The sequence below is a fragment of the Actinoplanes sp. NPDC051405 genome (assembly GCF_055586185.1).
The window spans coordinates 1-15166 of record NZ_JBVJIR010000003.1 but is presented as its reverse complement, the minus strand read 5'-3'; the positions used below and the strand labels follow the sequence as shown (position 1 = coordinate 15166).

Annotated in this window: 13 protein-coding genes; 3 read left to right on the top strand and 10 right to left on the bottom strand. The window is 72.3% G+C overall.

Translation table 11 applies throughout. The features are described from left to right. Positions 1 to 42: 42 nt before the first annotated feature. A complete protein-coding gene (locus ACZ6S4_RS07820; protein ID WP_465474163.1) occupies positions 43 to 2583 on the bottom strand; it encodes an FtsK/SpoIIIE family DNA translocase in 2541 nt (846 codons plus the stop codon). An 87-nt stretch (positions 2584 to 2670) separates the two neighbouring features. On the opposite strand from ACZ6S4_RS07820, the gene ACZ6S4_RS07815 reads away from it, so the two are divergent. After that, positions 2671 to 3081, top strand: coding sequence for a type III secretion system chaperone family protein (locus ACZ6S4_RS07815; RefSeq protein ID WP_360824099.1), 411 nt, complete (start codon positions 2671 to 2673; stop codon positions 3079 to 3081). Here ACZ6S4_RS07815 and ACZ6S4_RS07810 read toward each other — a convergent pair. From ACZ6S4_RS07810 to ACZ6S4_RS07785, 6 genes are all read right to left on the bottom strand, one after another. Beyond that, the gene (locus ACZ6S4_RS07810) at positions 3055 to 3420 is read right to left on the bottom strand and encodes a DUF2784 domain-containing protein (protein WP_465474162.1); all 366 of its coding nucleotides are present in this window, start codon (positions 3418 to 3420) and stop codon (positions 3055 to 3057) included. The genes ACZ6S4_RS07815 and ACZ6S4_RS07810 overlap by 27 nt on opposite strands. A gap of 80 nt (positions 3421 to 3500) precedes the next feature. Continuing rightward, positions 3501 to 4733, bottom strand: a complete 1233-nt coding sequence (locus ACZ6S4_RS07805; RefSeq protein ID WP_465474161.1) for a S1 family peptidase — start codon at positions 4731 to 4733, stop codon at positions 3501 to 3503. A gap of 113 nt (positions 4734 to 4846) precedes the next feature. Then, the gene (locus tag ACZ6S4_RS07800) at positions 4847 to 6535 is read right to left on the bottom strand and encodes a ribonuclease J (protein WP_212991689.1); all 1689 of its coding nucleotides are present in this window, start codon (positions 6533 to 6535) and stop codon (positions 4847 to 4849) included. 13 nt (positions 6536 to 6548) lie between these two features. Further along, a complete protein-coding gene (gene dapA, locus ACZ6S4_RS07795; protein ID WP_465474160.1) occupies positions 6549 to 7454 on the bottom strand; it encodes a 4-hydroxy-tetrahydrodipicolinate synthase in 906 nt (301 codons plus the stop codon). A gap of 73 nt (positions 7455 to 7527) precedes the next feature. After that, positions 7528 to 8070, bottom strand: a complete 543-nt coding sequence (locus tag ACZ6S4_RS07790) for a DUF2752 domain-containing protein (protein ID WP_465474159.1) — start codon at positions 8068 to 8070, stop codon at positions 7528 to 7530. Between the two features lie 5 nt (positions 8071 to 8075). After that, on the bottom strand, positions 8076 to 9308 hold the full coding sequence (locus ACZ6S4_RS07785) for a winged helix-turn-helix domain-containing protein (protein WP_465474158.1): 1233 nt from the start codon (positions 9306 to 9308) through the stop codon (positions 8076 to 8078). 53 nt (positions 9309 to 9361) lie between these two features. On the opposite strand from ACZ6S4_RS07785, the gene ACZ6S4_RS07780 reads away from it, so the two are divergent. Next, entirely contained in the window at positions 9362 to 9940 is a 579-nt protein-coding gene (locus tag ACZ6S4_RS07780; protein WP_360549781.1) for a GNAT family N-acetyltransferase, read from the top strand. Between the two features lie 10 nt (positions 9941 to 9950). Next, positions 9951 to 11942: an amylo-alpha-1,6-glucosidase gene (locus ACZ6S4_RS07775; RefSeq protein ID WP_465474157.1), complete on the top strand. Its 1992-nt coding sequence runs from the start codon at positions 9951 to 9953 to the stop codon at positions 11940 to 11942. 21 nt (positions 11943 to 11963) lie between these two features. Here ACZ6S4_RS07775 and dapB read toward each other — a convergent pair whose 3' ends face one another. The 3 genes from dapB to ACZ6S4_RS07760 all read right to left on the bottom strand — a co-directional run bounded on the left by dapB (position 11964) and on the right by ACZ6S4_RS07760 (position 15000). Next, positions 11964 to 12722 (bottom strand): 4-hydroxy-tetrahydrodipicolinate reductase, encoded by a 759-nt coding sequence (gene dapB / locus ACZ6S4_RS07770; RefSeq protein ID WP_465474156.1) that lies wholly within the window; start codon positions 12720 to 12722, stop codon positions 11964 to 11966. After that, a complete protein-coding gene (locus tag ACZ6S4_RS07765) occupies positions 12719 to 13636 on the bottom strand; it encodes a phosphatase PAP2 family protein (RefSeq protein WP_465474639.1) in 918 nt (305 codons plus the stop codon). Before ACZ6S4_RS07765 ends, dapB begins: the two co-directional genes overlap by 4 nt. A gap of 83 nt (positions 13637 to 13719) precedes the next feature. Further along, complete coding sequence (locus tag ACZ6S4_RS07760) at positions 13720 to 15000, bottom strand: M16 family metallopeptidase (protein WP_465474638.1); 1281 nt, start codon at positions 14998 to 15000, stop codon at positions 13720 to 13722. Between the last annotated feature and the right edge of the window lie 166 nt (positions 15001 to 15166).

The window sequence follows — 15166 nt, the reverse complement described above, 5'->3', positions numbered from 1 at the left end:
CCGACAAGGCTACCGGTCGCCGGTTGCCCTGCCTTCGGCTGTCTAGTCGACCCTCAGCGTGGCGAGGGTCTCTTCGAGCTCATCGGGCTTGATCAACACTTCGCGGGCCTTGGAGCCCTCGGACGGGCCCACGATGCCGCGGGTCTCCATCAGGTCCATCAGCCGGCCCGCCTTGGCGAAGCCGACCCGCAGCTTGCGCTGCAGCATCGAGGTCGAGCCGAACTGCGAGGTGACCACCAGCTCGATCGCCTGGATCAGCACCTCGAGGTCGTCGCCGACCTCCTCGTCGATCTGCTTCTTCTTGCTCTCCGGCGGCGCCGTCACGTCCGGGCGGAACTCCGGCTCGCGCTGGTCCTTGCAGAACTTGACGACGTCGGCGATTTCCTTCTCGTCGACCCAGGCGCCCTGGAAGCGGGCCGGCTTGGACGCGCCCATCGGCAGGAACAGGCCGTCACCGCGGCCCAGCAGCTTCTCCGCACCGGGCTGGTCGAGGATGACCCGGGAGTCGGCCAGCGAGCTGGTGGCGAAGGCCAGCCGGGACGGGACGTTGGCTTTGATCAGGCCGGTGACCACGTCGACCGAGGGGCGCTGGGTGGCCAGCACCAGGTGGATGCCGGCGGCGCGGGCCAGCTGGGTGATCCGGACCACCGAGTCCTCGACGTCGCGCGGGGCGACCATCATCAGGTCGGCCAGCTCGTCGACGATCACCAGCAGGTACGGGTACGGCTTCATCACCCGGTCGACTCCGGGCGGTGCCGTGATCTCGCCGCTGCGGACCTTGCGGTTGAAGTCGTCGATGTGGCGTACCCCGTTGGCGGCGAGGTCGTCGTAGCGCATGTCCATCTCGCGGACGACCCATTCCAGGGCGTCGGCGGCCTTCTTGGCGTTGGTGACGATCGGCGTGACCAGGTGCGGGATGCCCTCGTAGGCGGTCATCTCGACCCGCTTGGGGTCGACCAGCAGCAGCCGCACCTCGTCCGGGGTGGCCCGGGTCAGGATCGAGACCAGCAGCGAGTTGAGGCAGGAGCTCTTGCCCGCCCCGGTCGCGCCGGCGATCAGGATGTGCGGCATCTTGGCCAGGTTGGCCACCACGAAGCGGCCCTCGATGTCCTTGCCCAGCGCCACCAGCATCGGGTGGTGGTCGGCGGTGGCCGCGTGCGAGCGCAGTACGTCGCCGAGCGAGACGTTCTCCGGATCGGTGTTCGGGATCTCCACGCCGACCGCGCTCTTGCCCGGGATCGGGCTCAGGATGCGCACGTCGGGCGACTTGACCGCGTAGGCGATGTTGCGGGAGAGCTGGGTGATCCGCTCGACCTTGACGCCGGGGCCGACCTCGACCTCGTAGCGGGTGACCGTCGGGCCCCGGGTGAAGCCGGTGACCTGCGCGTCCAGGTTGAACTGGTCGAAGACCCCGGTCAGCGCGGTCATGATCTCGTCGTTGGCCTTGCTGCGGGACTTCGGCGCCGCGCCCTTGCCCAGCAGGCTCGGCGGGGGCAGCCGGTAGTCGCCCTCGACCGCCGAGATGTCGAGCTGCTCGGCGCGGGTGGGCAACGGCGAGTGCTCCGGCGGCTCGGGCGCCTTGCGGCTGGCCGGCACCTTCTTGCCGCGGGGCACCAGCACGGTGTCGTGCACGATCGGGTCGTCGTCCACGTCGAGGTCGTCGGGGTCCGGGGCGAGCCCGATGTCGGCCAGCGAGCCCTGCCGGCGGCGGGCCGGGCCGCGCCGCTTGGTCTCCTCGTCGCCGGGCTCGTCGAGGTCCGGCAGGTCCGGGTCGGGCAGCGGGGCCCGGGCCGACGAGCGGCCGAGCAACACGTCGGCGAGCAGCATCAGCCGTTCGGGGATCTTGTTGATCGGGGTCGCGGTGATGACCAGCAGACCGAAGATCAACAGCAGCACGAGCAGGGGTACGGCCACCCAGGCCGTCACCGCGTTCTCCAGCAGGGAGCCGACGCCGTAGCCGATGAGCCCGCCGGAGCTGTTCATCTCGACGTCGTCGGCCGGGCGCTGGGACACGTGCAGCAGGCTGGCGGTGGAGACGACCAGCGCGCTCCAGCCGACGACGGACCGGCCGCGGTGCTCGGGATCGGCGGGCTTGCGCATGAAGCGGACCGCGCCGTAGAGCAGCAGCAGCGGCAGGAGCACCGCCAGGCCGCCGAAGAACAGCCGCATGGCGTCGTTGAGCCGGGCGCCGACCGGGCCGGCGGAACCCGCCCAGACCGCCACCCCGACCAGGATGGCCAGGCCGAGCATGAGCAGGCCGGCGCCGTCGCGACGGTGCTCGGGATCGATCTCCTTGGCGGTCGCGGCCTGCCGGCCGACGCCGCGGGCGACCCAGCCGACGCTGTGCGCGACGCCCATCCAGAGGGCGCCCACGCCGCGGCCGACCCCGGTCGCGAGCACAGATCCGACTCCGGGCCGGGCCCGGGTGGCGCTTCTCGCCCGGGCGCGCGGCACTGCCTTTTTCGCCGGGGCCTTGCGCGCGGGTGTCTTGCGAGCCGCTGGTTGCCGGGCGCGCGACGTCGCGGCACCGCGCGTGGTGGACGCGGCGCGGCCCCGGCTCGCCGGAGGAGTACGGCCCGCCATGGCACTACCGTAACGGGATCACTCTCGCGAGTACGCGCGCCGCACCGTGACCGGGTTTCGCTTTTTCCCCCGTTTAGGATCAACAGCATGTCCGCGCCGCAACCGCTCAGCCACGACATGATCATCGACGCGCTGAACGCCCGCGCGTTCGCCCACTTCGTCGACGACGACGGTGACATCGGCGGCAACTGGCAGGGCTGCCTGATCTACTTCTTCCGGCTCGGCAAGGACGAGGAGGTCCTGCAGGTCCGCACGCTGACCCGGACGGTCTTCAGCACCGACGACGTCCCCCGCCTGTACGCCTTCTGCAACGCCTGGAACCACGACCGGCTCTGGCCCAAGGCGTACGTGCACACGGCCGACGACGGCGCGGTGCGGGTGGTCGGTGAGGTCGTCGGCGACTGGGAGCGCGGTGTCACCCCGGAGCAGCTCGACCAGGTGATGATCTGCGGGATCGCGACGGGCTGCGAGCTAGCCGACGCGGTCGCGGAGCTTTGAGCGCACCGCGAAGCCGATCCACGAGGTGAGGATGAGCGCGGCGACCGTGATCCGCGCCGCCCACTCGTAGCCGTGCGGGTAGAAGACGCCCGCCACGTGGTTGTCCAGGAAGCCGCCCTCGCGCAGCGGCAGGCCCGCGCCGGCCCGGCCGCGGTCCTCCAGCCAGGTCAGCGGGCACGACAGCCGCGCGACCACGATGATCAGGAGCCAGGCGGCGCTGACGATCTGCAGCCAGATGAGCCGGCGCCAGCGCCAGGCGAGGAAGCCGCCGAAGATGCCGAAGGCCAGGAACGCGAAGTGCGCGCCCACGGCCGCGGCGATCAGGATCCGGTAGACCACCCTGCAACGGTAGGCGACGCAGCGCTGCCCGCGCAGGACGGAGGATGGCCTGCGCGGGCAGCACGTCTACAGGTGGTGCGTCAGTTGCCGGAACGCATCCGTCGCGGCAGGTTCCGCTCGGTGTCGCCGGACAGCGTGCCGGTGCCCGTGGTGAGCAGGGTGAGGTCGTTGGCCTCGATGATCCCGGCGATCGGCTGGAAGAACGTCTCGCCGCCCACGGTGCAGTCCCCGGAGCCGCCGGAGGTCACGCCCTGGGCCTGGTCACCGACGAGCCACGGACCGCCGGAGTCACCGCCCTCGGCACAGACGTCCGTACGGGTCAGGCCGGTGACCGCGCCCTCGGGGTAGTTCACCGTCTGGTTCTTGGCCAGGATGGTACCGCAGAACGTGCCGGTGGTGGAGCCGGAGCGGCAGACCGCCGCGCCGACGGGCGCCTCGGTGCTGCCACCGACCGGCAGCGCGTTGCCGTCGAAGTCGTTGACGAACGGCTGCAGGCCCACGCCCGCGTTGGTCTGCACCAGACCGATGTCCGCGGTACCCGGGAAGATCGAGCCGACGACGACACCCTGGTCCAGGTTGTCCTTGTCGGTGGTCTCCGTGCCCTCGGCGCCGCAGTGGCCGGCGGTCAGGAAGCCGCCCTCGACCGCGAAGCCGATCGAGCAGCGGGCCTGGCCGCCGCCGAGGTTGACGAAGTACGGCTCGGCGCCGACCACGTCCGCGAAGGTCTTCGGGGCGGCCTTGGTGACGACCACCTTCACCGCCTCGGCGGGGATCCCGGCGTCGGAGGCCAGGTCCTCGGCGCGGTCGGTGTCGCCGGGCAGCGCCTGGATCACGACCTGGTTGGCCGCGACGTCGACGTACCAGCCGGGCAGCTCCCGGTCGGCCTTGGTGGCCTCGGCGTCCAGCGCCTTCTTGGCCCGGTCCAGCTGGGCCACGCTGCGCTCGACGAGCTTCGGCGTGGCCCCGGCCGCGCGGACCTCGTCGGCCAGGCCGGCGTCGGTGATGCCGATGTTCAGCGTCGTGCCGTCCTGGCCGAGCCAGGAACCCGCGTAGGAGTCACCGGACGCGCTGCGCAGCTGGGCTGCCACGCCGCTGGCCCACGCGGCCCGCTTCACCCGGGCGCCGGCCTGGTCGGCGCTGACGCCGAGGTCCCGTTGCATCGCGGCGAGCAGCTGGGGGGCCACTCCGCCGCTCACCTGCGACGCAGGGCCGCGGCCGGCGTTCGTGCCCGCCATGGACGGCAGCGTGAACGCCACCGCCGCTCCCGCTGCCGTCACCGTCGCCGCAAGCGCGACGACCGTTCTCCGCTGCATCCGAAACTCCCCTCGCATCGAGTGCCGTGGGGGCGGCACCGTGCCCTCAGATACGCAAGGGGGTCGCGGCCGGATCAATAAATCCGGTATTCACAGAAAACTATGGCTGTCGATCACACTTCCACAACGGTCGGCACGATCATCGGCCGGCGCCGGTAGGCGTCGTTCACCCAGCGTCCGACGGTGCGCCGGACCACCTGCTGGAGCTGGTGGGTGTCGGTGATGCCGTCCTCGGCCGAGCGGTGCAGGGCGGCGGTCAGCAGCGGGATGACCGGGTTGAAGGCCTGCGGGTCCTCGGAGAAGCCCTTGGCCGAGATGCTCGGCTCGCCGACCACCTTGCCGGTCACCGAGTCGATCACCACGGTGGCCGAGATGAAGCCGCCGTCGCCGAGGATGCGCCGCTCGGTCAGCAGCGACTCGCTGACGTCGCCCACGGCGAGGCCGTCGACGTACACGTAGCGGTTCTTGACCCGGCCCACGTGCCGGGCGTGCCCCTCGACCAGGTCGACCACGTCGCCGTCCTCGCAGAGCACGACCCGGTCCGGGGCGACCCCGGACTCGATGCCGAGCTGGGCGTGGGCGCGCAGGTGCCGCCACTCGCCGTGCACAGGCATCAGGTTGCTCGGGCGTACGACGTTGAGCAGGTAGAGCAGCTCGCCGGCCGGGGCGTGCCCCGAGACGTGCACCTTGGCGGTGTCCTTGTGCACGACCGTGGCGCCGGCCCGGGCCAGCTGGTTGATCACCCGGTAGACCGAGGTCTCGTTGCCCGGCACCAGCGAGCTGGCCAGCACGACGGTGTCGCCGGACTCGATGGTGATGTGCCGGTGGTCGCCGGTGGACATCCGGCCCAGCGCGCTCATCGGCTCACCCTGCGAACCGGTGGACATGAACACGATCTCGTCGTGCGGCATCTGGGCCGCCTCGTCCAGGCTGACCAGCAGGCCGTCCGGGATGCGCAGCAGGCCCAGGTCCCGGGCGATGCCCATGTTGCGGACCATCGAGCGGCCGATCAGGGCGACCTTGCGCTCGTACTCGTAGGCGGCGTCCATCACCTGCTGGACGCGGTGCACGTGGGAGGCGAAGCTCGCCACGATGATCCGGCCACGGGCCTTGGCGAAGATGGCGCCGAGCACCGGGCCGATGTCGCGTTCCGGGGTGACGAAGCCGGGGATCTCGGCGTTGGTCGAGTCGGACAGCAGCAGGTCGACACCCTCGGCGCCGAGCCGGGCGAACCCGGCCAGGTCGGTGATCCGCCCGTCCAGCGGGACCTGGTCCATCTTGAAGTCGCCGGTGTGCAGCACCAGGCCGGCCGGCGTGCGTACGGCCACCGCCAGCGCGTCCGGGATCGAGTGGTTGACCGCGAAGAACTCGCACTCGAACGGGCCCAGCCGCTCGGTCTGCCCCTCGCGCACGGTCAGCGTGTACGGGTCCAGCCGCCGCTCGGCCAGCTTGGCCTCGACCAGCGCCAGGGTGAACTCCGAGCCGACCAGCGGGATGTCCGGCTTGAGGGCGAGCAGGTACGGCACCGCGCCGATGTGGTCCTCGTGCCCGTGGGTCAGCACGATCGCCTGGACGTCCTCCAGCCGTTCCCGGATCGGGTCGAAGTCGGGCAGGATCAGGTCGACGCCGGGTTGCTCCACGTCCGGGAAGAGCACTCCGCAGTCGACGACCAGCAGCTTGCCGTCGAACTCGAAAATCGTCATGTTGCGGCCGATGGCCCCGAGACCTCCGAGCGGGATGACGCGCAAGGCGCCCTCCGGCAGCGGGGGTGGTGGTTCCAGCTCGACGTGTGCCTGGCTCAAGTGCGAGGCCTCTCTAATTGGTGCCGAGGTGCAGTCCCGCCGCGGCGGCGTCCTCGAGCAGTTGGTTCGTTTCGGCCTCGGTGGCGTCGACCAGCGGTGAGCGCACGGGTCCGGCGGGCAGCCCGAGGGCGCGCAGGCCGGCCTTGACGAGGATGGTGCCCTGGGTTCGGAAGATGCCGGTGAACAGCGGCAGCAGCTGCCGGTGCAGCGCGAGCGCCCCGGCGGTGTCGCCGCGCTCGTACGCCTCGATCATGGCCTTGGTCTGCGGGCCGATGAAGTGCGTGGAGGTGCCGACCACGCCGACCGCGCCGATCGACAGCAGCGGCAGGATGGCCGCGTCCTCGCCGGAGTAGTAGGCGAGGTCCGTGCGGCGCAGCACGTCGGCGCTGCCGGCCAGGTCGCCCTTGGCGTCCTTGACCGCCACGATGTTGGAGTGCTCGGCCAGGCGGAGCAGCGTCTCGGTGGCGATCGGCACGCCGGAGCGGTGCGGGATGTCGTAGAGCATCACCGGCAGGCCGACAGCGTCCGCGACGGTGGTGAAGTGCCTGATCAGGCCGGCCTGCGGGGGCTTGTTGTAGTACGGCGTGACGACCAGCAGGCCGTGCGCGCCCGCCTTCTCCGCGGCCCGGGACAGCTCGACCGTGTGGGCCGTGTTGTTGGTGCCGACGCCCGCCACGATCCGGGCCCGGTCGCCCACCGCCTCGACGACGACGCGCAGCAGGGTCTCCTTCTCGGCGTCGGTGGTCGTCGGTGACTCACCGCCGGTGCCGCTGATCACCAGGGCGTCGTGTCCCTGCTCGTCCACCAGCCATGTGGCCAGCCTGGCCGCGCCGTCGACATCGAGCGAGCCGTCCGCCGTGAACGGGGTCACCATGGCCGAGAGCAGCCGGCCGAAGGGCCGCGGGTGGTCGTGCGTCATACCGACAACTTATCGGACGGCCGGAGGGGTTTCCCCGTCGCCGGTGGGCCCGGGCCCCGGGCTGGGGCCTGTCCTAGACGTAGAAGGCGGTGAACGGCGCCCACGGCAGGTTGCGCAGAACGCTCCAGACACCCCAGACGGCGATGAAGCCACCGATCACGCCCGGGCTGAGGTTGAGCTGCGGGAGCCGCCAGCCGAAGAGGCGGCGGCCGGCCCAGGCGACGTACATGTAGAGCAGGAACGGGACGACGAAGACGAACAGGGCGTGGTGCCGGGCCGCCGCCGGGATGTCGCCGTGCAGCAGATACCACGCCGCGCGGGTGCCGCCGCAGCCCGGGCAGATGAAGCCGGTCGTGTATTTGAGCAGGCAGCTCGGGGCCGCACCGGCGTTCGCCTCGGTGGGGTGGGTGGCCAGGGTGTAGCCCACCGCGCCGGCCATGCAGACCAGCATCGCGGCCGGGGCGACCCAGATCGGCGACTCGCGCCACTTGCGCTGCACGAACCGCGTGACCCGGTCGGGCTGGGCGGGCTCGAAGTACGGCGGCGGCGGGTACGGGCCGTGCACCGGCCCGTCGACCTGCGGGTGGACTGCGACGGGGTCGGTCGCACTGCTCATGGGCGTCACGGTACACCCGCGGAGGCAAGCTTCAGCGCGGCCGTGAGCGGGCCGGCCAGGTCTCCGCGCTGCGGTGCCGCGACCGTGTGCAGGCCCAGCCAGCCGGCCAGCCGGTGCAGCTCGGGCACCAGCGCGGCGGCGGTCTCCTCCGGGTCGGCGGCGGGCTCGATCCAGGCGGCCGGGATCTGCAGCACACCGCTCTTGCGGTCGGCCTTGAGGTCGAGGCGGGCGGCGAACTCCTCGCCGAGCAGGAACGGCAGCACGTAGTAGCCGTACAGCCGCTGGGCGGCGGGGACGTAGATCTCGATGCGGTAGTTGAGGTCGAAGAGCCGCTCGGTGCGCCCGCGCTCCCAGATCAGCGGGTCGAACGGGCTGACCAGCGTCGCCGCCCGCACCCGGCGCGGCAGCCGGGCCTCGTGGTGCAGGTAGGCCGGGCCCTTCCAGCCGTGCACGGAGACCGGGAGCAGCACCTTGTCCTCGATCAGCTCGGCCAGGGCCTGCTTGAAGCCGGCCACCGGCAGCCGGAAATAGTCGCGCAGCTCCGGCTCCGCGGCCACGCCCAGGGTCCGGGCGGAGAGCTCGACCAGGGCCCGGAACGAATCCTCCGGCGACGGGGTCGGCGCCTCCAGCACGTGCCGGGGCAGGACCCGCTCGGGCAGGTCGTAACGCCGGGCGAACGAGGTGGTGCGCTCGGCGGCGGTCACCTCGCCGCTGTAGAACAGCCACTCGAGGGCCTGCTTGACGACCGACCAGTTCCAGCCCCAGTGGTCCTTGCTGCGCGGGGCGTCGTGCTCGATCTCGGCGGCGGTCAGCGGGCCGCGCTGCCGGACCTCGTCGAGCACCCAGGCGACCAGCTCGGGCTGCTCGGCCACGATGCGCCGCATGTTGCCCCAGGCGTAGTCCTGCGCGCGGGCCATGCGCCAGCGGAACAGCGGCTGGAGCTCGACGTCGATCAGCGACGCCTCGTGGCCCCAGAACTCGAACAGCAGCCGGGGTCTGCGGTAGGCGGCCCGGTCGAGCAGCGCCGGCGGGTAGGGCCCGAGGCGGCTGTAGAGCGGCATGAAGTGGGCCCGCTGCAGGACGTTGACCGAGTCCATCTGGATCAGGTGCAGGCGGCGCAGCACCCGGCGCAGGTGCCGCATGTCGGTGGCGCCGCCCGGCCGGGGGTCGGTGAAACCCTGCGCGGCGAGCGTGATGCGGCGGGCCTGGGCGACGGAGAGAGATTCGGGTACGGCCACAGAGCAGGACGCTAGCCGAGGGGTACGACAAAGCCGTCTGTAGGCTGCCGGGCATGGCACTCGGCTTCGTCCGTCCCGCCCGTCCCACCGACGCCGGCGAGATCGCCCGCATCCAGCTGACGACCTGGCGGACCGCATACCGGCGGATGTTCCCGGCGCACGTCCTGGCCAACCTGGACGAGGCCTACCTGGCCCGGGGCTGGGCCGAGGCGATCGAGGCCCCGCCCTCACCGCGGCACCGGGTGCTGATCGCGGTCGAGCAGGGCGAGGCGGCGTCGCACGTGGTGGGCTTCGCGGCCTCCGGGCCGGCCGACGAGCAGGCGCTCGTCCCCGAGGAGCCGCCGCTGCCCGACGACGTGGCGGCGATCACCGACCTGCTGGTCGAGCCCCGCTGGGGCCGCCGCGGGCACGGCAGCCGGTTGCTCGCGGCCACCGTCGACCTGTGGCGCGAGGACGCGTTCAAAGCGGCCGTGGCCTGGGCCTACGACGCGGACGAGGCGATGAAGAAGTTCCTGGTCTCCACGGGCTGGGAGCCGGACGGCGCCGGCCGCGCGCTGGACGTGGACGACATGCTGGTCCCCCAGCTGCGGCTGCACGTCGCCGTCGACCCGCAGCCGCCCGAGGCTTCCTGACCGGGCCGGCATGCCGCGACTCCAGCCGCTTCTGCACGAGCTCGTCACCACCGTGGCGGCGCCGACCATGGCGCTGGCCGGGCCGGACGGACAGATCCGCGCGGCCGGGGTGCAGGGCGTGTTCCACGCGGACGTCCGCGTGCTCTCCGCAGCCGTGCTGCTGCTCGACGACCACGAGCCCGAGCCGATCGGCCACGCCGAAGCGGGGGCCGGCACGGTCCACTTCGTCGCGCTGGCCCGCCGGATCGATCCGCGGCTGCGCATCGACCGGACCCGCACTGTGACTCCGGGGCGGGTCGACGAGCAGATCCGGCTGAGCTCGGCCGCGCCGGAGCCGGTCAGCACGGTGGTCACGGTCGAGCCGGCGGCCGACCTAGCGCCGATCGAGGCCGTCAGGTCCGGCGGCCCGACCACCCCGGTGGCCGCCGGCCGGTCCGCCGACGGCGGCCTGACCTGGGCCCAGGACGGCGTCACCGTCACGGTCGGCGCGGACCGGGCCGAGATCGACGACCGCGGGCGGCTGCGCTGGGCGGTCACGCTCGCGCCGGGCACGGACACGACCCTGGCCTTCACCGTACGGGTGGACGACCCCTCCGCGGCGGTGCACGCCCCCACTCGCTCCCGCGACTGGAACCGGGCTCGGGTCCACTCCGGCGACCAGCGCCTGGGCCGGCTGGTGGCCCGCTCGCTCGACGACCTGCACGGACTGCGGCTGACCGACGGCGACGATGTCTACCTCGCCGCCGGCGTGCCGTGGTTCCTGACGCTGTTCGGCCGGGACAGCATCTGGGCCGCCCGGATGCTGCTCCCGGTGGGCACCGGCCCCGCCGCCGGAACGCTCCGCGTGCTGGCCCGCCGGCAGGGCACCCGGGTCGACCCGGCCGCGGCCGAGGCACCCGGCAAGATCCTGCACGAGCTGCGCCGGCAGGAATTCGTGCTGGCGGACGGCCTGCGGCTGCCCGCCGCCTACTACGGGACCATCGACGCCACGCCGCTGTGGATCAGCCTGCTGCACGACGCCTGGCGCTGGGGGCTGCCGGAGGCGCAGGTCGGCGAGCTGCTGCCGCACCTGGAGGCGGCGCTGGGCTGGCTGGCCGGGCACGGCGACGACTTCCTGGCGTACCGCGACACCACCGGGCACGGCCTGGCCAACCAGGGCTGGAAGGACTCCGGGGACGCCGTGCGCTTCCACGACGGACGGCAGGCCGAGCCGCCCATCGCCCTGGCCGAGGTGCAGGGCTACGCCCACCGGGCGGCGCTGGACGGCGCGGCGCTGCTGGACGCGTTCGGCCGGCCCGGCGGCGACCGGTGGCGGCAGTACGCAGCCAAGCTGGCCGAGCGCTTCCGGGCGGAGTTCTGGCTCGACGCCGGCTACCCGGCGCTGGCGCTGGACCGCGACGGGCGCCTGGTCGACTCGCTGACCAGCAACATCGGCCACCTGCTGGGCACCGGCCTGCTCGACGCGGCCGAGGAACGGGCGGTGGCGACGGCGCTCGGCGGCGAGGCGATGTCCGGCGCGTACGGGCTGCGCACGATGTCCGCCGTCGACGGCGGGTACGCGCCGCTGTCGTACCACTGCGGCTCGGTGTGGACGCACGACACCGCGATCGTGGCGGCCGGGCTGGCCCGGGCCGGGTTCGGTGCCGAGGCGGCCGTGCTGATCGACGGGTTGCTGACCGCGGCGGAGGCGTTCGGCTACCGGCTGCCCGAGCTGCACGCCGGGGACGCCCGCGGGGCGCTGAGCCGGCCGATGCCGTACCCGGCGGCTTGCCGGCCCCAGGCGTGGTCGGCGGCCGCGGCAGTGCTCATGACCCAGGCCGTGATCGGGCTTGAGCCGGACGTGCCCGGCGGCCGGGTACGCCTCCGGCCGCTCGCCGGCGCACCCTTCGGCCCGGTCGAGGTGCGTGGCCTCAGCATCGCCGGTGCGACGGTGGACGTGCAGGTCGACGCCGACGGCGAGGCGAGTGTCAGGGGCCTCCCCGCCGGACTGACGCTGGGCTGAACCCCCGGTCGAGGAGGGCCCTCAGTCGAGGAGGGAGTCGAGGCCGATCGTCAGGCCCGGGCGGGTCACGATCGAGCGGATCCCCAGCAGCACACCCGGCATGAAGGAGGCCCGGTCCAGGCTGTCGTGCCGGATGGTCAGCGTCTCGCCGTGCGTACCGAAGAGGACCTCCTGGTGGGCGACCAGGCCCGCCGCCCGCACCGCGTGCACCCGCACGCCGTCGATGTCCGCGCCGCGGGCGCCGGACACCTCCTCCTTGGTCGCGTCCGGCATCGCGCCCAGGCCGGCCTCGGCCCGGGCCGCCGCGATCAGCTTGGCCGTGTGGGTGGCCGTGCCGCTCGGGGCGTCCAGCTTGCGCGGGTGGTGCTGCTCGATGATCTCGGCCGACTCAAAGTAGCGGGCCGCGCGGGCCGCGAACTGCATCATCAGCACCGCGCCGATGCCGAAGTTGGGCGCGATCAGCACGCCGACCTCGGGCTTGTGCGACAGCCAGGAACGCACCCGCTCCAGGCGCTGCTCGGTGAAGCCGGTCGTGCCGACAACCATGCTGATGCCCTGGTCCACGGCCCAGTGCAGGTTGTCCATGACCACGTCGGGGGTGGTGAAGTCGACGAGCACCTGGGCGCCGGCGTCCGAGGCGTTGAACAGCCAGTCGCCCTGGTCGACCATCGCCACCAGCTCGAGGTCGTCGGCCGCGTCGACCGCTTTGCACACTTCGAGGCCCATGCGGCCCCGGGCACCGAGTACGCCGACGCGGATCGGTTGCTGCTCGTCTGTCACCCGGTCAATTTAACGCCGGTCGCCGCCTCGTCGGGAGCCGGGTGCCGGTTGCGCCACCAGCGCTCGGCCAGCCCCACGACCAGGAAGACGCCGGCGACGTAGGCCCAGCCGACCAGCACGTCGATCACGTAGTGCTCCCCGGTGTAGACCAGGGTGAACGTCATCGCGAGCGGGTACGCGAGCAGCAGCGGCCACCAGCGCCGGCGCACCACCGGCAGGAAGAAGGCGACGGCCATCATGGCCCAGGCGGTGTGCAGCGATGGCATCGCGGCCACCGGGTTGGACGCCTCCACCTGCAAGGCGTTCAGAGTGTTGCCGGCGCCGTGCAGGCCGATGGCATCCCACCCGTTCGTGGAGATCCGCTCGACGTGCTCAGGCAGGTAGCCCTCCTCGTAGGCCCACCAGGGCGGTGCCGCCGGATAGACGAAGTAGGTGATCAGGCCGAAGACGCAGAGGGTGAACCAGCGGCGGACGAAGCGGGCCCACTGCGCGCGGGACCGCACCCAGAGGATCACCGCGACCGTCGGCACGGTCAGGAAGTGCGAGACGTAGATCAGGGTGACCACGACCTCCCACCACTGCACCACGCCGGGCTGGTACAGGTGCTGCTGCAGCCAGGTGGTCGGGACCTGACCGCCGGTGAGCCGGCCGAACATCGCCTCGTCCGCGTCGATCAGCTCGGTGACGTGCGGCTGGAAGAGGTCGTCGGCGTACCCGCGGGAGATGTTGTAGACGACCAGCAGCAACGCGATGGGCAGCCAGTCCCGCAGGAACAGCAGGTGCTGCCGCCACGGCAGGTCGCTGCGCCAGGCGATGGTGGCCAGCCACAGCCAGCCGAAGGCGATCAGCGGGTCGCTGGTCGGCACGCCGATGAAGTACGTGCCGACCGCGAACAGGACCGCCCAGATCAGCATGCCGATGATCCGGCGTCTGCGCCGGTCCGGCGTCGCTTCTTCTTGTACGGGCGGAGGGCTGAGGATGGTCACGGCGTCCCAGGTTAGCGGGCGTTCGAAAACGCGTTCTCGTCGAAGGGCCCGACGACGGCCAGCGACATGGGCTTCGCCAGCAGCTCGGCGGCCAGCTCGTTGACCTCGTCGAGGGTGACGGCATCGACCCGGGCCAGCATCTCGTCGACGGCCATCAGGTCGCCGTGCAGCAGCTCCGACTTGGCCAGCCGGCTCATCCGCGAGCCGGTGTCCTCCAGGCCGAGCACGTACGAGCCCTTGACCATGCCCTTGCCACGGGCCAGCTCGCCGGCGCTGATGCCGTCGGCCGCGACCGTGGCGAGCTCCGCGCGGATCAGCGAGAGCACCTCCTCGGCCTTGCCCGGGGCGCAGCCGGCGTAGACCGCGAACAGGCCGGCGTCGGCGTACTGGCTGCCGTACGAGTAGACCGAGTAGGCCAGCCCCCGCTTCTCCCGGATCTCCTGGAAGAGCCGGCTGGACATGCCACCGCCGAGCACGTTGTTGAGCACGCCGAGCGCGAACCGGCGCTCGTCGGCCCGGTTGATGCCGGCGCAGCCGAGCACGATGTGCGCCTGCTCGGTGTCGCGGTGCCGGACCAGGGTGACCGGCTTGCGCGCGCGGGCGGCCCCGGACGAGCCACGCTTGGGCGCGGGCTCGGCGATGTCGCCGTCGAGCGGGCTGCCGGCCAGGGCGGCCCGGACCAGCTTGACGACCTTGGCGTGCTCGAGGTTGCCCGCCGCCGTGATCACGATCTGCGGCGCCTTGTAACGGGCCCGGTAGAAGCGGTTGATCTGGGTGCGGGTCATCGGCGAGATGGTCTGCTCGGTGCCCGAGATCAGCCGGCCCAGCGGCGTGTCGGCGCCGAAGATCGCCTCGGTGAAGACGTCGTGCACCTCGTCGCCGGGCTCGTCGTCGTGCATGGCGATCTCCTCGAGGATCACGCCGCGCTCGGTCTCCACGTCCGCCGGGTCGAGGATCGAGCCCGCGACCGCGTCACACAGCACGTCCACGGCGAGCGGCAGATCGGCGTCCAGCACCCGCGCGTAGTAGCAGGTGTACTCCTTCGTGGTGAAGGCGTTGGTCTCGCCGCCGACCGCCTCGATCTCCGCCGAGATCTCCAGCGCGGTGCGCTTCTCGGTGCCCTTGAACAGCAGGTGCTCGAGGAAGTGCGAGGCACCCGACATCGCCGGGGTCTCGTCACGGGAGCCGACCCCGACCCAGACGCCGAGAGCGGCGCTGCGGGTGGTGGGGATCGCCTCGGTGATGATGCGCAGACCAGAGGGCAGGACAGTGCGCTTGACGCCGTCCTGCAGGGTCCGGGTAGAAACGCGGGGGGGGGGGGGGGGGGGGGGGGGGGTGGGGGGGGGGGTGGGGGGGGGGGGGGTGGGGGGGGGGGTGGGAGGGGGGGGGGGGGGGGCGGGGCCGGCCTGCGGAGGCCAGGAACCAAGGCAGCGCACGGTGCGTCTCCTCGGTCAGCTG